The sequence below is a fragment of the Mycobacterium sp. SMC-4 genome, from assembly GCF_050205565.1.
Classification (GTDB): domain Bacteria; phylum Actinomycetota; class Actinomycetes; order Mycobacteriales; family Mycobacteriaceae; genus Mycobacterium.
Genome location: NZ_JBNMQU010000007.1, coordinates 297815 through 314029, shown reverse-complemented (window position 1 = coordinate 314029; position 16215 = coordinate 297815). Strand labels below are relative to the sequence as shown.

General features: G+C 66.6%; 16 protein-coding genes. 8 read left to right on the top strand and 8 right to left on the bottom strand.

The genetic code is table 11. The annotated features are described in order from the left end of the window. The 8 genes from ACQI46_RS14945 to ACQI46_RS14910 form a co-directional block, all read left to right on the top strand. The coding region (locus ACQI46_RS14945; protein ID WP_427094778.1) for an amidohydrolase family protein at window positions 1-352 on the top strand (352 nt) is incomplete at its 5' end. A 97-nt stretch (window positions 353-449) separates the two neighbouring features. After that, complete coding sequence (locus tag ACQI46_RS14940) at window positions 450-1628, top strand: acyl-CoA dehydrogenase family protein (protein ID WP_427094777.1); 1179 nt, start codon at window positions 450-452, stop codon at window positions 1626-1628. A 46-nt stretch (window positions 1629-1674) separates the two neighbouring features. Next, complete coding sequence (locus ACQI46_RS14935) at window positions 1675-2910, top strand: CaiB/BaiF CoA transferase family protein (protein ID WP_427094776.1); 1236 nt, start codon at window positions 1675-1677, stop codon at window positions 2908-2910. A gap of 4 nt (window positions 2911-2914) precedes the next feature. Then, complete coding sequence (locus ACQI46_RS14930) at window positions 2915-3706, top strand: enoyl-CoA hydratase/isomerase family protein (RefSeq protein WP_427094803.1); 792 nt, start codon at window positions 2915-2917, stop codon at window positions 3704-3706. A gap of 3 nt (window positions 3707-3709) precedes the next feature. Continuing rightward, window positions 3710-4882 carry a thiolase family protein gene (locus tag ACQI46_RS14925; protein WP_427094775.1) on the top strand — a complete coding sequence of 391 codons (1173 nt, stop codon included), beginning with the start codon at window positions 3710-3712 and terminating at the stop codon, window positions 4880-4882. 17 nt (window positions 4883-4899) lie between these two features. Continuing rightward, window positions 4900-6048 (top strand): acyl-CoA dehydrogenase family protein, encoded by a 1149-nt coding sequence (locus ACQI46_RS14920; RefSeq protein WP_427094774.1) that lies wholly within the window; start codon window positions 4900-4902, stop codon window positions 6046-6048. Window positions 6049-6180: 132 nt separating this feature from the next. Then, window positions 6181-6804 (top strand): TetR/AcrR family transcriptional regulator, encoded by a 624-nt coding sequence (locus ACQI46_RS14915; protein ID WP_427094773.1) that lies wholly within the window; start codon window positions 6181-6183, stop codon window positions 6802-6804. Then, complete coding sequence (locus ACQI46_RS14910; protein WP_427094772.1) at window positions 6801-7301, top strand: hypothetical protein; 501 nt, start codon at window positions 6801-6803, stop codon at window positions 7299-7301. The genes ACQI46_RS14915 and ACQI46_RS14910 overlap by 4 nt, the downstream gene beginning before the upstream one ends. A gap of 4 nt (window positions 7302-7305) precedes the next feature. Here the strand turns inward: ACQI46_RS14910 and ACQI46_RS14905 are convergent, their stop codons facing one another. The 8 genes from ACQI46_RS14905 to ACQI46_RS14870 all read right to left on the bottom strand — a co-directional run bounded on the left by ACQI46_RS14905 (window position 7306) and on the right by ACQI46_RS14870 (window position 16212). Then, on the bottom strand, window positions 7306-8274 hold the full coding sequence (locus tag ACQI46_RS14905; RefSeq protein ID WP_427094771.1) for an NADPH:quinone oxidoreductase family protein: 969 nt from the start codon (window positions 8272-8274) through the stop codon (window positions 7306-7308). Beyond that, a complete protein-coding gene (locus ACQI46_RS14900) occupies window positions 8274-9266 on the bottom strand; it encodes a phosphotransferase family protein (protein ID WP_427094802.1) in 993 nt (330 codons plus the stop codon). The genes ACQI46_RS14905 and ACQI46_RS14900 overlap by 1 nt, the downstream gene beginning before the upstream one ends. Before the next feature lie 32 nt (window positions 9267-9298). Further along, a complete protein-coding gene (locus ACQI46_RS14895) occupies window positions 9299-10612 on the bottom strand; it encodes an acyl-CoA dehydrogenase family protein (protein WP_427094770.1) in 1314 nt (437 codons plus the stop codon). Window positions 10613-10648: 36 nt separating this feature from the next. Beyond that, entirely contained in the window at window positions 10649-11320 is a 672-nt protein-coding gene (locus tag ACQI46_RS14890; RefSeq protein WP_427094769.1) for a TetR/AcrR family transcriptional regulator, read from the bottom strand. A gap of 128 nt (window positions 11321-11448) precedes the next feature. Further along, entirely contained in the window at window positions 11449-12417 is a 969-nt protein-coding gene (locus tag ACQI46_RS14885; RefSeq protein ID WP_427094768.1) for a TIGR03564 family F420-dependent LLM class oxidoreductase, read from the bottom strand. Between the two features lie 93 nt (window positions 12418-12510). Next, entirely contained in the window at window positions 12511-14220 is a 1710-nt protein-coding gene (locus ACQI46_RS14880) for a nitric oxide reductase activation protein NorD (protein ID WP_427094767.1), read from the bottom strand. Beyond that, window positions 14217-15038 carry an AAA family ATPase gene (locus ACQI46_RS14875; RefSeq protein WP_427094766.1) on the bottom strand — a complete coding sequence of 274 codons (822 nt, stop codon included), beginning with the start codon at window positions 15036-15038 and terminating at the stop codon, window positions 14217-14219. The genes ACQI46_RS14880 and ACQI46_RS14875 overlap by 4 nt, the downstream gene beginning before the upstream one ends. A gap of 4 nt (window positions 15039-15042) precedes the next feature. Continuing rightward, entirely contained in the window at window positions 15043-16212 is a 1170-nt protein-coding gene (locus tag ACQI46_RS14870; RefSeq protein ID WP_427094765.1) for a spirocyclase AveC family protein, read from the bottom strand. Window positions 16213-16215 lie beyond the last annotated feature (3 nt).

Genomic DNA, 16215 nt, shown 5'->3' with positions numbered 1-16215 from the left:
CGGGGTGGCCACCCGCCATGCCATCGGGGTGGACAACATCTGCTGGGAGGCGGACTACCCGCATTCGGATTCGATGTGGCCCGGGGCCCCCGAACAACTCGACGAGGTCCTGAAAGCCAACAACGTCGCCGACGACGAGATCAACAAGATGACCTACGAAAACGCGATGCGCTGGTATCACTGGGATCCGTTCACCCACATCGGCAAAGACCAGGCCACCGTCGGAGCGCTACGCAAAGCCGCCGAAGGACACGACGTCTCCATCCAAGCCCTGTCCAACAAGGAGAAGACCGGGGCGTCCTTCGCCGACTTCGCGGCCAGCGCGAAGTCGATCACCGGCAACAAGGACTGAGCACACCGTCTGCCGGAATTGCATTCCATCAGCGGAATCCCATGAGGAGACCGGATGGGATGCAATTCCGGCGTTTGAACGATTGAGGAGAAGCAGCATGCCGGGTGGTATGAGTTTCGAGCTGAGCGAAGACCAGGAACTGATCCGCAAGTCGGTGGCAGAACTGGCCAGCAAGTTCGACGACCACTACTGGATGGAGAAGGACCAGGCGCACGAGTTCCCGCAGGAGTTCTACGACGCCATCGCCAAGGGCGGTTGGCTCGGCATGACCATCCCGGAGGAGTACGGCGGGCACGGTCTGGGCATCACCGAGGCGACTCTGCTCCTCGAGGAGGTGTCACGCTCGGGTGCGGCGATGAACGGCGCCAGCGCGATCCACCTGTCGATCTTCGGCATGCAGCCCGTGGTCAAGCACGGCTCCGACGAACTCAAGGCGCGTACGTTGCCCCGGATCGTCAACGGGGATCTGCACGTGTGCTTCGGCGTCACCGAACCCGGTGCCGGTCTGGACACCTCGCGCATCACCACGACTGCCAAGCGCGAAGGCGACCACTATCGCGTCAACGGGCGCAAGGTGTGGATCTCCAAAGCGCTGGAGTCGGAGAAGATCCTGCTGTTGACCCGTACCACCCCCTACGATGAGGTCACCAAGAAGACCGACGGCATGACGCTGTTCCTGACCGACCTCGACCGTGACCGTGTCGACATCCGGCCCATCAACAAGATGGGACGAAATGCGGTGAGCTCCAACGAACTGTTCATCGACGACCTGATGGTGCCCGTCGAGGACCGCGTCGGCGAGGAAGGCAAGGGCTTCAAGTACATCCTCGACGGGCTGAACCCTGAGCGCATGCTGATCGCCGCCGAGGCGCTGGGCATCGGGCGGGTCGCGCTCGAGAAGGCAGTCAAGTACGGCAACGAACGCCATGTGTTCAACCGGCCCATCGGCATGAACCAGGGACTGCAGTTCCCGCTGGCGGACTCGCTGGCCCGACTCGACGCCGCCGAACTGGTGCTGCGCAAAGCCACCTGGCTCTACGACAACGGCAAACCGTGTGGACGCGAGGCCAACACGGCCAAGTATCTGTGCGCCGACGCCGGATTCGGTGCGGCCGACCGGGCGCTGCAGTTGCACGGTGGCATGGGTTATTCCGAGGAGTATCACGTCTCGCGGTATTTCCGGGAATCGCGTCTGATGAAGATCGCGCCGGTGAGCCAGGAGATGATCCTGAACTTCCTGGGCGAGCACGTGCTCGGGCTGCCGCGGAGCTACTGAGTGGCGGCAGCGCAGGCCGCACTCGGTCCTATGGTTATGTGAACACGTGACGAGTTCTGAACCGAGCGCCGGACCTCTGGCCGGCGTCACCGTCGTGGCCATGGAGCAAGCCGTGGCCGCACCCATGTGCACCCGCGTCCTGGCCGATTTCGGGGCTCGGGTGATCAAGGTGGAGAACCCGAAGGGCGGGGACTTCGCCCGTGACTACGACGACGTGGTCAACGGCCCCGGCGGTCTGGCGGCGCATTTCGTCTGGGCCAACCGTGGCAAGGAATCGGTGACCCTGAACACCAAGTCGCCCGCAGGTCTGGAGCTGTTGCACCGACTGCTCGACCGTGCCGATGCCTTCGTGTCCAATCTCGCCCCCGGGGCCACCGCGCGTCTGGGCTTGGCGCCCGCGGACCTCGCGGTGCGTCACCCCAACGTCATTCCGGTGGAAATCGACGGCTACGGACCAGGCGGTCCGATCTCGCACAAGCGCGCCTATGACCTTCTGGTGCAAGCGGAGTCGGGTTCGTGCGCCATCACCGGCTATCCGGGCATGCCCGCCAAGCCCGGTCCCGCCATGGCGGATTTCAGCACCGGGCTTTACGCTGCGATCTCGATCCTGGCGCTGCTCTACGGCCGAGTCCGCCGGCCGGAGAACAACCCGGCGCCCTCGGTGGAGCTGAGCCTGTTCGACGTGATGACCGATGTCATGGGTTATGCGCTGACCTACACCCAGCATTCCGGGATCGACCAGGAGCCCCTCGGTGTCGGGTCACCCGCGGTCGCCCCCTACAGCGCCTTTCCGACGCGCGACGGGCAGACGGTCGTCCTCGGCACCACCAACGACCGGGAGTGGCAACGGGTGGCGCGAGAGATCATCGACCGACCCGACCTGGCTGACGATCCACGCTTTGCCACCAACTCCGACCGCTGCGCGCATCGTGAGATCCTCGAGGACGCGATCGGGAAGTGGTGCGCTCAGCACGATCTCGCAGACATCCAGAAGAAGGCCGACGATGCCGGGATCGGGAACTCTCGCTACAACAAGCCCAGCGAGGTCATCGTGCACCCGCAACTCACCGCACGAGACCGTTGGCGCACCGTCGCGACGCCAAAAGGTGACATCCAGGCACTGCGGCCGCCGCCGGTCATCAGCGACTTCGAGCAGCCGATGGGAGCCATCCCCGGTCTCGGCGAGCACACCGACTCGGTGCTCAACGAAATCGGCGTCAGCGCAGAGGAATTGGTGCAGCTGCGGGCCGACGGTGTGATCGGGCCGGCCTACCGTGGCTGAGCAGGTGCTGCTGTCGTCGGATCGCGACGGAGTCCGCACGCTGACGCTGAACCGCCCCGACCGGCGCAACGCGATCGACGCACAGCTGTGGGTGGAGCTCGCCGACGCGCTGCGGCAGCTCAAACGCGATCCCGACATCCGCGCGTTGGTGCTCACCGGTGCCGGCGGGGCGTTCTGCTCGGGAGCCGACATCGGCACCGGCGAGCAGATCCACCCGCGCTACAAACTCGACCGACTCACCGATGTGGCTCTGGCGCTGCACGAACTGGCGGTCCCGACCATCGCCAAGGTCACCGGCGTGGCCGTCGGCGCCGGTTGGAACCTGGCCCTCGGCTGCGACCTGGTGGTCGCGACGCCGGAATCACGCTTCTGCCAGATCTTTTCCAAGCGCGGCCTGTCGGTCGACCTCGGCGGTTCCTGGCTGCTGCCCAAACTCGTCGGCCTGCAGCAGGCCAAACGGCTTGTGCTGCTGGCCGACATGATCAGTGCCCAGGAAGCCCGCGAACTGGGACTGGTCACCTGGGTCACGCCGGCGGGGGAGATCGACGCGTTCGTCGACGGCCTCGCCGACCGGTTGGCGGCCGGACCGCCGTTCGCGCTCGCACAGAGCAAGGCGCTACTCAACGACGGCGCCAGTGTGACCCTGCGCGAAGCGCTGGCCAACGAGGCGCGAGCCCAACCGGGCAACTTCGCCACCGCAGACTCGACCGAGGCGTATGCCGCGTTCGCCGCCAAGCGCGATCCACAGTTCACCGGGGCGTGGGCCCTGTACGACAAGCCCAGAGATGAGGAGTAGAGCATGCGGGAGACGGTCATCGTCGGGGCTGTGCGCACCCCGGTCGGAAAGCGCAACGGCGGCCTGTCCGAGCAGCACGCCGCCGACCTGTCGGCGCTGGTGCTCAACGAGCTGGTGGAACGCACCGGCGTCGACACCGACATCATCGACGACGTTGTGTGGGGCTGTGTCTCGCAGGTGGGGGACCAGTCGAGCAACATCGGTCGTTACGCGGTGCTCGCGGCCGGCTGGCCCGAACACATCCCCGGTACCACCGTCAACCGGGCCTGCGGGTCCAGCCAACAGGCACTCGACTTCGCCGTGCAGGCGGTGATGTCGGGTCAGCAGGACATGGTGGTCGCCGGGGGAGTCGAGGTGATGAGCCGCGTGCCGCTGGGCGCGGCGCGTGCCACCGGCACTCCGTATGGCCCGAAAGTCTTTGCCCGCTATGACGATTTCTCGTTCAACCAGGGCATCTCGGCGGAGATGATCTCGCAGAAGTGGGGTTTCTCCCGGGCCCGCCTCGACGAGTACTCCGCGCAGTCACATGAACGCGCGGCCGCGGCGCAGGATGCGGGAGCGTTCAAGGATCAGATCGTGCCGGTGTTCACCGCGCACGCGAGGAGCGAATCCGGCACCGATGGCGGGATAGTGACCGACGACGAGGGCATCCGCCGGGGCACCACCGTGGAGAAGCTCGCCAACCTCAAGCCGGCGTTCACCGAGGACGGTGTGATCCACGCCGGCAACTCCTCGCAGATCTCGGACGGGGCCGCCGCGCTGCTGGTGACCACCGCCGAGAACGCGGTCAACCTCGGCCTGACGCCGCTGGTGCGCTACCGCGCCGGCGCGGTGACCGGTGCCGATCCCAAGCTGATGCTCACCGGGCCCATCCCGGCGACCGAGAAGGTGTTGCACAAGGCCGGCCTGAAGCTCGACGAGATCGGCGTCTTCGAGGTCAACGAAGCGTTCGCGCCCGTGCCGCTGGCGTGGCTGGTCGACACCGGTGCCGACGAAGCCAAGCTCAACCCACTGGGTGGGGCGATCGCGCTGGGTCACCCACTGGGGGCGTCGGGCGCGGTACTGATGACCCGGATGATCCACCACATGCGGGACAACGGAATTCGCTACGGGCTGCAGACGATGTGCGAGGGCGGCGGGACCGCCAACGCCACCATCGTCGAGCTCGTCGCCTAGCCAGGAAGGCCTTTCACGTGCGTAGAGATCTGTTCACCGAGGACCACGAGGCGTTCCGGGAACTGGCCCGCGACTTCGTCGAAAAGGAGGTGGTCCCGGACTACCCGCAGTGGGAGAAAGGCGGCCGGATGCCTCGTGAGGTCTTCGCGCGGATGGGCGAACTCGGCATGCTGGGCATGGCGATCCCCGAAGAGTACGGCGGTGCGGGCCAACCCGATTACCGGTACAACGTGGTGCTGCAGGAAGAAGCGGCACGCGCTCTGGTGACTCTTTCGACGGTGCGGACCCAGCTCGAGGTGATCCTGCCGTACTTCCTGCACTACGCCAACGAAGAGCAGCGTCAACGCTGGTTCCCCGGTCTGGCCGCGGGCACGTTGTTGACGGCGGTCGCGATGACCGAGCCCGGTACCGGATCCGATCTGGCGGGCGTGCGCACCACTGCTGTCCGCGACGGTGACGACTACATCGTCAACGGCGCCAAAACGTTCATCACCGGCGGCATGCAGGCCGACCTGGTGATCGTCGTCGCCCGCACCTCCACCGACCCGGACAACCGCCGAAAAGGGTTGACGCTGTTGGTCGTCGAAGACGGCATGGCCGGCTTCACCCGCGGCCGGGAGCTGGAGAAGATGGGCTGCAAGGTCCAGGACACCGCCGAACTGTCGTTCGTCGACGTGCGGGTGCCGGCGGCCAACGTGCTCGGTGAGGTCGACGAGGCGTTCTCCTACCTGGGCCACAACCTGCCGCAGGAGCGGCTGACGGTGGCCGTGGGTTCAGTCGCCCAGGCGCGCTCGGCGATCTCCGCGGCGATCGAATACACCCAGAGCCGCAAGGCGTTCGGCACGCCGGTGGCCTCGTTCCAGAACACGAAGTTCGAACTCGCCGCGTGCTCCACGGAGGTGGAGGCCGCCCAGGCGATGCTCGACCGGGCCGTCGCGCTGCACGTCGAGGGGGAGCTGTCGGGCGCCGATGCCGCTCGGGTCAAGTTGTTCTGCACCGAGATGCAGCAGCGTGTCGTGGACCGCTGTCTGCAGCTCTTCGGCGGCTACGGCTACATGATGGAGTATCCGATCGCTCGCCTCTACACCGATGCGCGGGTCGCCCGGATCTATGCCGGCACCAGCGAGGTCATGAAGGTGATCATCGCCAAGTCCCTGGGGTTGTAGACAGCGAGGCACACTCTCACCGAACCGCAGGTGAGACACGTGTCAAAAAATAAACCCGTTGAGACCCTTGTCACAGCCCACCCAACCTACCTACTGTGTGTTCAGAAGGTTGGTTTGCGACAAGGGAGTCGGGTGTTAGTTCCGGAGCCGACGGCCGTGCGGCCGTATGAGTCGCTCCTCGCCAAAGGGGAGGACCGCAGACAGCGCATCCTCGGCGTGGCGGAGCGCCTCCTGGCCCGCAATGGTTGGCGGAACACCTCGCTGGCCCAGATCGCCAAGGAGGCCGGAGTCACCCCGGCGGGCCTGCTGCACCACTTCGAATCCAAAGAACAGTTGCTCAACGCCGTCCTCGATGCCCGCGACGCCGACGACGAGGTGCACGCCGACTACCTGTCCGGTGACCTCGTCACCGAACTCAGCCGCGTCCCCGAGAGGTTCGACCGGGCGCCCGAACTGGTCGGGACGTTCACCGTGCTCCTGGTGGAGAACATCGCACCCGACGCGCCGCTGCACGACCGACTGCTCAATCGCTACCGGGCAGCGGTCGAGATCATCACCTCGATCATCGAGCGTGGTCAACGCAGCGGGATGTACCGCTCAGACGTAGACGGTGCCAGCAAGGCCGTGGAAATCCTCGCCTTTACCTATGGAATGGAGACCCTATGGTTGCTCGATCCCTCGATTCAGTTGGCCGAGGTGTTCAAGGGGTACGCGGAGTCGCTGGGGCGGGAGCTGGCGCCACCGAGCCAGACATGAGGTACCGGCTGGATGTCGTCGCCCCGACCGTGCGTGACGCGGTGCGTTACGCGGGCGGTTGGATCTACGACCGCGTGATGGCCGGCTGGGACGTCACCGTGCTGCTGGGTAGCGACGACGACGTCCGGCCGTTGCAGATCCTGGGTGCTCGGACGCTCGACCTCGAGTCGGCGTTGGAGGCATGGGAGGACCGGCCACACCCGCAGACCGTTGCGGTTGCCGCGGACCTGTTCGATCGGGACCCCCGGGTACTGGCGCACGTGCGTAACGCGCTCGATCAGGGTGCCACCGAGGTGACCTTGTGGGGCGAGGACGTGCCTGCCGAACTGGGCAGCAGCGTGGACTCCGCGCACCACCACCTCAGCGCGGCGGCGCGGGCGTTCAAGTCGCTTGCCCTTGCGGCAGCCCAGGATTCGGGCGACCCGGTGGCGCGCACCGAGTCCTTCCGCTGCGGAATGCTGGCGTCGGTGGCTGCTGATCTGGTCCCGGCCAGCTGAGCGCTCACCGGGTGAGGTCGAGCACGACCTTGCCGACCGCGCGGCCGTCCGCGACATGGGCGAGAGCCTCGGCCACCTCGTCCAGCGGATAGACCGCGCCGATGTGAGGGCGGACGCGTCCACCGATCAGCAGTTCGCGCAATTTGCCCTCGTTGCGGGTGAACTCCTCGGCGGGCACGTCGCCGAACTGGAACCCCAAGATGTGGACGCCCTTGACCAGCACCAGGTTCAGAGGAATCGCCGGGATGACGCCGGATGCGAATCCGACCGTGACGAACCGGCCGCCACGGCGCAACGAACGCAGGGCCGGTTCGGACAGCGCGCCTCCCACCGGGTCGATGACCGCGTGCGCTCCTGTCGGTAGCGCCTCCCTCAGGGCGCCGCGCACGTCGCCCTCTCGGTGGTTGATCAGATGGCGCGCACCGTGACTTCGCGCGACCTCGAGCTTCTCCTGCGACGACGCCACCGCGGTGACCGTCGCGCCGAGCAATACGCCCAGCGCGACGGCGGCAAGACCAACGCCGCCACCTGCACCGAGCACGACCACGTCGTCGCCCGCCGAGACCCGGGCCACCGACCGCAGGGTGTGATACGCGGTGCGGTGAGCCACCCCGAATGCGGCCGCGGTGCGATCGTCGACGCCGTCGGGAACCGCCATCAGGGCGGCGGCGGGAACCACGACCTCCTCGGCGAACGCGCCGTGCAGCACTGTCCCGGCGACGCGGTCGCCCTTGCGGAATCCTTCGACGCCGGAACCTGTTTCGACGACCTCGCCGGCAAACTCGCTGCCCGGCACGAACGGGGTGGGCACGCTGACCTGGTAGGCATCGGCAACCAGGAGCACGTCGGGGAAATTCACCGCGGCAGCACCGACGCGCACCCGGACGAGGCCCGCACCCACGCTCGGTGTGGGCTCGTCACAGACCTGCACCACCTGCGGAGGTCCGTAAACCGCACAGACCGCGGCGCGCATCAGCGGTAGTCGCTGGACTCGGCGAGGTCGGCTGCTGAACGCATCAACTCGACGATGACCGGGCCGTAGGCGAGCAGCTTCTCGTTGTCACCGGCGCGCTGAAAGCCCTGCTCGAGTACGATCGCCAACTTCCACTTGGCCAGCACCAGGTAGTAGTCGAGGTCGTCGACCTGGCGACCCGACACCTGCGCATAGTGCTCGACCACCGCGTCCCGGGAGGGCATCCCGCGCATGTCGACGTAACTCATCTCCGATTCCGTCGGTGCGGCCGTGTCGGCGGGCCAACTCTGCACCATCCAGCCCAGATCGAGCTTCGGATCGCCGACGGTGCCCATCTCCCAGTCGACGATCGCCGCCAGTTGCGCGGGCGCACCGTGGCGGTACATCACGTTGGCAAACTGGTAGTCGCCGTGCATGAGACCCGGGACGAAATCCATTGGGCGACGGGCGCGCAACCAGTCGGTGGCGACGTCGAGCCCATCGATCTCGCGGCCCTTGATGCGTTCGAAAAACGCGGTCCACCGGTCGACCTGGCGTTCGTGAAAGCCGTCGGGGCGACCGAGGTCGTGCAGACCCTTGGCCTTCCAGTCCACCTTCGACAGCAGTGCGATGCCCTCGGCCAGCTGGTACGACAGCCGCTGCCGTGCTTCGATGTCGGCGTCGAAGGGATCGGGCCAGCGGCCGCCTTGCAGATCCATCGGCGACCAGCCGTCGACGAAACCCATGAGGTAGAACGGTCGCCCGAGCACTGAATTGTCGGGGCACACGCCGACCGCTTCGGTGTGGGGAACGTCGGTGCCGTCGAGCGCTTCGATGATGCGCCACTCGCGCAGAATGCCCTTGTCCCGGTCCGGTGGTGCATCCGGCGGTGGCATCCGCAGCACACAGCGGTGCTCGCCGCGGCTCAGTTCATAGATGATGTTCTGCGTGCCGCCGGACAGGAACCGGGTCTGCAGCGGCTCACCTTTTCCGGGCAATGACGCCTCGTCCATCCAGGCCGACAGGCGTGCGGTATCGAGGTCGGTCACAGGTTGCCCACCTCGTGCTCGATCGCGGTCTCGAGGTACTGGGCGAACTTGGCGCGGGCCTTCTCCCGCTTGCCCGGGAGCCACTCGGTGGGCCAGGTATCGGTATTGGGCTGGTAGTCGCGCAGCACCTGTCTGGCCACAGTCGTCTTGTGCACCTCGGTGGGTCCGTCGGCCAAACCCATCACCGCGGCTCCCGTCACCATGCCGAGGAACGGCATCTCGTTGGATACACCGAGTGCGCCGTGAACTTGCATGGCGCGCCAGGCGATGTCGTGCAGCACCGTGGGCATCACGACCTTGACCGCCGCGATGTCCTTGCGCACCTTCTTGTAGTCGTTGTACTTGTCGATCTCCCACGCGGTGTAGAGGACCATCAGCCGGAACTGCAGCAGCTGTGCATAGGAATCGGCGATGTATCCCTGGACGAACTGCTTGTCCGACAGCCGGCTGCCCTGCGTCTCGCGGCTCAACGCGCGCTCACACATCATGTCGAGTGCCTTGCGGGACAGCCCGATCGTGCGCATCGCGTGATGGATGCGGCCGCCCCCGAGTCGGGTCTGGGCGATGACGAACGCCTGGCCCTCACCGCCGAGCAGCGCGTCGGCGGGCACCCGGACATTGTCATAGTGGATCAGCGCGTGCGAGCCCTCGTCGTCACGCTCGCCGTACAGGCCGACGTTGCGGACGATGTTCACCCCCGGGGTGTCGGTGGGCACCAGGAACATCGACATGCCCTGGTAGGCGCTCACATCGGGGTTGGTGACGACCATGACGATCAAGAACGACGCGGTTCGCGCGTTGGACGAGAAGAACTTCCATCCGTTGATCACCCAGTCGTCGCCGTCGCGCACCGCGGTGGTGGTGAACAGCGTGGGGTCGGCGCCGGCGTGCGGCTCGGTCATCGAGTAGCAGGAGAACATCTCCCCGTCGAGCAGTGGACGCAGGTAGCGATCCTTCTGCGCCTCGGTGCCGTAGTGGGCGATGATCTCGGCATTCCCGGTGTCGGGCGCCTGACAGCCGAACACGATCGGCGCCCACTGCGACCGGCCCAGGATCTCGTTGAGCAGGGCCAGCTTCAGCTGGCCGTAGCCTTGCCCGCCGAGGTCGGTGCCCAAGTGGGTGGCCCACAGCCCACGGCGACGCACCTCGTCTTTGAGCGGATCGATCACCTTGCGGCGCTGGGCATCCAGCGGCACGAACTGCTGGTCGGGGAATGCCAGGTCGAGCGGCTCGACCTCGTCGCGGACGAACTCGTCGGCCCAGTCCAGCAACTTCTGGTATTCCGGGTCGGTCTCAAATTCCCACGCCATGGGAGTCTCCTCTCGGATCGGACAAATTGGGCTGGGTCATCGGCCGGTCCTGGCGTCGAACCCGATGATCAGCGCGACGATGTCCCCGGTGACGACTTCGGCGAAGGATCGACTGCCGAAAGCTCCTGCTGCCCAATGGCGTACGCCCTCGCTGACGTGCATGCCGGCGAGTCGGGACAGGTGGTCGATGTCGACGTGCGCGCCGATCTTGCCGTCGCGCTGAGCGCGATCGAACAGTTCGCCGAACATGTCGGTATCGGCGGTGTATGCGGGAGTCTGGCCGGCTGCCTGATCCGCGATGATCCGGTGCTCGTGCCGGTAGCCCTCGAGGATGGTCTCGATCACCAGGTCCGGCGGATTACGGGCCATCGAGCGTTCAAGGCTGCGCAGGGCCTCGCCGATGACCGTCTCGACGTCGTAGTCGGAGCGCAGCAACGACCGGACCTTCTGTCGCGCCGCGCGAGTCGAACCCAGGCCCACCTCGAAGAGGATGTCTTCCTTGGCGGGGAAGTAGAAGTAGAACAGCGCTCGGGAGACCCCTGCGGCCCGGCAGATGTCGGCCACCGTCGTCTTCGCGTAGCCGTTGGTGCGCCAGAGCGCCATCGCCGCTTGGACGAGACCCCGTTTGGTCTCGTGCGAGCGAGCGCGTTGGTAGGACGCTCGGCGCTGACCACCGTCAGCCACCGACGGCGCCTCTGTCCTGGGCACTTTCGCACCCTAACAGTCAGATCAGCACAACTCTATAGTTGACGCTTGTCTAACTATCACACCGCCGAAATTGCATTCCACGCGTGTCAAACGGCCGTTTGACGCGCGTGGAATGCAATTTCGGCGGGTCAGAGGGGGGACATGAACTCCGGGACCAACGACGCGACGAAGTCCTGGGTGCGCTGTCGCGACGCCCGCCGTTGCGTGGCGTCGGTGCCCAACGGAACGATCCGCGCCGCGAGGTCGGTGACTCCTGCGTCGCGGTAGCGGCGCAAGCGGGAGGCGATGGTGGCCTCGTCGCCGGCGGCCATGGTGTCGCCGACGTCCTCGGCGTCACCGTGTTCGAGGAGCCGGACGTAGTTGGGGGAGAAGTCGGCGTGCCCGAGGACCTCGCCGGCGTACGTGCGGGCGTCGTCGACCTCGCCCGCAGCACACAGCGCGACCGGGACGCCGGCGACGACGCGCACTGCGTCGCGCCCGGCGTCCTCGGCGGCGGTCATCAGCCGGGGGACCACGTAGTCACCGATGGCGCGTTCGTCGGCCATCCACAGAATCGTGCCGCCCGTGCGCGCTCCAGCGATCTGCAGCATCGTCGGCCCGAGCGCGGCGATCAGCACTGTGACACCGAAGTCATCGGTGACATCTATGGGGCTGTGCACGCTGTAGGTGGCGTTGTCGACATCCACGGCGCCAGGTCCGGCGAGCGCGGCGTCGAGGACGTCCAGGTAGTCGCGCACGAGCCGGGCCGGCCGGTCGTAGGGCAGACCGAGTTGGTCGGCGATGATCCAGTGGTGTGACGGTCCGATGCCCAGGGTGAAGCGGCCGTCGCAGACGATCTGGGTGGTCAACGCCTGCTGCGCCATGATCATCGGGTGGCGGGTCTGGATGGGGACCACGGCCGTACCGATCTCGATGCGGTCGGTGTTCTGGCCGAGCAGCGCTGCCGCGGTCAGCGCGTCGAGATAGCCGGGTACCTGTGGAATCCAGAAGGACGCGAATCCCTGTGCCTCTGCGGCTTTTCCGTCTTCGATCAGCCCGGCGAGCCGGTCTGCCCGCGGGCGTTCCTTGTCGGATCCGATCATCACACCGATACGCATCAGCACCTCCAGTCGGGGAACGACGTTGTGGTTGCGGGCCGTGACACCACACTGCCCGCGAGCAGACGCCAAAACGCCCAGTTTCGCGGAATTCTAGGGGGATTGGCGTCTGCTCGGCACAGGGGCGGCGAGTTCGCGCAGCGCGGCCAGGAACAACTCGTCCATCCGGGGCGACAGCTCGCGCAGCGTCGCGGCGGTGGCGTGGCTGGCCGAGCCGAACACCCGCTCCAGGGCGTCGGTGTCGGTGGCGGCGCCGATCGACAGGCACAGGCACGCCACACCGTCGGATCGCAGCTCTTCGAGCGCCTTGTGCGCGTCGGCCTCGGCGTAGCGTCCCTCATAGCCGTCGTCGTAGGGATGACCGTCGCTCAACACCAGCAGGAGCCGGTTCGGGGTGCCGGCCTCGGTCTTGAGGATCTCGCCTGCCCCGCGGATCCCCGCGCCGAGTCGGGTGTAATGCGCCGGCTGCAGTTGGTTGAGTCGGGCCCGACTCAACGCGGTGAAGCGTTGACCGAACTTCTTGATCGCCGGCAGGTGTACGGCATGCCGACCCTTGGAGCGGAAGGCATAGACCGCCACGCGGTCGCCGAGGTCTTCGAGCGTCGCGGCGATCGTGGCGGCGGCCCGACGCTGGTGCTCGTGCACGGCCAGCCCTTCGGGGTCGGAGTCGGTGGCCGACCCGGACGCGTCGAGCAGGATCAGAACACCCAGATTGCGGGCGGTTTTGCGGTGCTCGACATAGATGTGTTCCGGTGGCGACCAACCCGAGCGAAGATCGATGGACAGGTCGACCAACGCCTCGATGTCCAACTCGTCGCCGTCAGGCCTGCGGCGCAACGCTTTCGGACCGAGGCCGACCCGGGACAACCGTCGCCGCAGCACATCGTCGGATTCGATGCCGGCAGCCGCCACCTCGGCGTGACCGGAGAACGGATAGTCGATCACCCGGCACCACTGCGGCCGGTATCGGTTCTTGAAGACGTCCCACTCGGGATGCAGCGCCCCGCCGACCCCCACAGCGGCGCCCGGGTTGGCCTCGTCGGTGAAATGGATCCGGGTGGGGAGGGGACGAGCCTGCGGCCCCGCCTCCCGAGTGCGGCGGGCGGCTCCGGCCTGCAATTCCGCACCGCCGGAACTGCTGTCGGAGGACCCCGGGGAAGAGCCGAGCAGCTTGCGCAGAAAGTCACCCACCGCTTGCGAATTGAACAGTGGGTTGTCGAAGAGCTTGAGGATCTTGCTCTCCTCGGCCGGGCCGTCGTCGTCTTCGTCGTCGGGCATCTCTCCCTGGGCGGCCGCGACGACCTGGAAGCGCAGATCCTCGTCGGTGGCCCGGTCGCCCGGCATCGCAGCGTAGGGGACGACCTGCAAAGGCTTGATCGTCCCGAACCACTGGGGCGGGTCGGCGATCCGCGTTCGGCTGCGAGCCGATTCGAGCGACTCGAGTGCCGAAGCCGTCTCGGGTGTCCCCCCGGTGTCGAGGCCCGCCGCCAACGGAACCCGCTCGGCGAGGCCGGCGAGTACCCGACGTCCTTCCACGGCCAGATAGCGACGAGCAAGGGTGCCTCGCGCACGAAGCGGACGCATCAACGCCGGGTCGAGACTCCCGGCTCCGAGCAACGCGGCCTGCACCAACACTTCGCGTCGATGCTGTTCGAGCGAGCCTCGGTGCGAGACGAAGACCACCCGGCCATCGGTGTAGGGCAGTTGTCCTGCGGGGGCTTCGACAAGGTCGACGCCGTGACCGGCCAGAAAGCCGGCCAGCAGGCGTAAATGCCCGGGATCGTGCCGTTCAGGTGATGTCACGGTCGGGGCAGCAGGGCGTCCACGAGTTCGCCCAGCGCGCGTACCACGTCGCGGTCGTCGGAGAGCGCTTCGACGATGGCCGCCTGCACCGCTCGGCGCAGGGCGAGCCCCTCGGCGACCAAGCCACCGGCGAGGATCAGCATGCGAGTCGACGACACTTCCCGCAGCGGTGAGCCGTCGATGTTGCGAATCGCGTTGCCGATGGAGACCAGCACGCGTGCGGTCTCGGCATCGATCCCGGCTTCGTGGGCGACGATCTCGGCCTCCACCTGTGGTGGCGGAAAATCCAACTCGATGGCCACGAACCGTTGCCGGGTCGATTCCTTGATGCTCTTGAGCACGCTCTGGTAGCCCGGATTGTAGGAGATCACCAGCTGGAAGCCGGGTGCCGCCGGCAGGGTCGTGCCGAGTCGATCGATCGGAAGCTCGCGGCGGTGGTCGGCGAGCGGGTGAATGACCACGGTGGTGTCCTGACGCGCTTCGACGATTTCGTCGAGGTAGCAGATCGCACCGGTGCGGACCGCCCGCGTCAACGGCCCGTCGACCCAGACGGTCTCCCCGCCTTTGAGCAGGAACCGACCCACCAGGTCGGCCGAGGTCATGTCCTCGTGACCGGCGATGGTGATCAGGTCACGCCCGAGTTCGTGCGCCATCGCCTCGACGAAGCGCGTCTTGCCGCACCCTGTCGGCCCTTTCAGCAGGACCGGGGATCCGCGACGGGCAGCAGCGCGGAAGACCTCGGCTTCGTCACCGACCGGGCGGTAAAACGGTGCAGGTGAACGGCTTTCGAGGTTGACGGCGTGGTTGTCGACGGACAACTCGTCACCGTCCCTCGTGAGGTACCACCGCGGGCATCTCCACACCTTCGGGCATCACCAGTTCGCCGTCGATGTTGACGTAACCGGAGTGCTTGGTCGGGAAGGGCAGGTCGGGATGCGGGCAGGGCCGGTCGGTGCCGTCGCCGCACAGCCCCGAGGTGAAGTAGGACCGCTTCTGCACGTCCTCGGGCCACGGATCGGCATGGGTGGCCATGAACTGCGCCGGAATGATGTAGAAGGTGAAGAACGAGGCGCTGATCGCGGCGAAGATCGCCAGGAATCGGATGAACTGCTGCTTGGCGAAGCCGCCACGGATGTTGTCCAGTCCGCGCTCGACGACCGTGCGGCCGCGGTCGTCGGTGAAGAAGCGCAGGCAGCACAGTGCGGCCTGCACGCCGCCCCACATCAGTCCCTCGTAGATCGGCCACTGGTAGTAGGTGCCGGCATTGATCGACAGCGATTGGATGGCACCGGGGAAGGTGTACATCCCCAGCGGCATCAGGATCAGTCCTTCCATCACGAAGTCGAAGACGAACCCGAACGCGAAGGCCACGCCGATGAGCCCCTTGGTGCCGAGGTTCGGCCAGCGCTGCTGGGCTTTGCGCATCACCCAGCAACCCAGAATCGTGCAGAGCAGCACGCCGTAGGCGTAGCCGGACACGTTGATGCCCAAGGGTTCTGCCACCTGGGCGCCCGGTTGCTCGGGGGACATCCACCCCGGGACGTGCGGGGCCCACGACCCCATGTTGAACGCCCAGGCGTTGTAGGTGCACCAGGTGTTGATGTAGTTCAGCAGCGGGTCCTGGAAGAAGAACAGCCCCGTGGACACCATGATCATGCCGTCCAACGTGATTCGTCGCTCACGTCGCCACGGCCGGATGATGAACCACCAGATCGCGACCGGGAAGAGGACCGGCGATCCGATCTGCCAGAGCATCAACGCGATCTTCATGAAGGTCGGCGGGTCCGTCGGGCCGGGATCCACCCGCTCGAAGTAGGGGCCGGTGATCCAGCGGATCCACACATAGATCTGGAAGACCAGGATGATCCCGCCGGCGGTGGCCCAGATCTTGACCCGCCGTGACGACGGGGCCGCGGGCGGCGGCGCATCGAGACGGCCGACGCTGCTCAGGGATTCGGTGGCCGCGGGCTTCTTGTCCGACAGTTCGCTCACTAC

What these genes read in the sequence shown, in the direction of transcription:
- ACQI46_RS14940 (WP_427094777.1), top strand. Translation starts at nt 450, where the DNA reads ATGCCGGGTGGTATGAGTTTCGAGCTGAGCGAAGACCAGGAACTGATC.
- ACQI46_RS14925 (WP_427094775.1), top strand. Translation starts at nt 3,710, where the DNA reads ATGCGGGAGACGGTCATCGTCGGGGCTGTGCGCACCCCGGTCGGAAAG.
- ACQI46_RS14910 (WP_427094772.1), top strand. Translation starts at nt 6,801, where the DNA reads ATGAGGTACCGGCTGGATGTCGTCGCCCCGACCGTGCGTGACGCGGTG.
- ACQI46_RS14905 (WP_427094771.1), bottom strand. Translation starts at nt 8,274, where the DNA reads ATGCGCGCCGCGGTCTGTGCGGTTTACGGACCTCCGCAGGTGGTGCAG.
- ACQI46_RS14900 (WP_427094802.1), bottom strand. Translation starts at nt 9,266, where the DNA reads ATGGACGAGGCGTCATTGCCCGGAAAAGGTGAGCCGCTGCAGACCCGG.
- ACQI46_RS14895 (WP_427094770.1), bottom strand. Translation starts at nt 10,612, where the DNA reads ATGGCGTGGGAATTTGAGACCGACCCGGAATACCAGAAGTTGCTGGAC.
- ACQI46_RS14885 (WP_427094768.1), bottom strand. Translation starts at nt 12,417, where the DNA reads ATGCGTATCGGTGTGATGATCGGATCCGACAAGGAACGCCCGCGGGCA.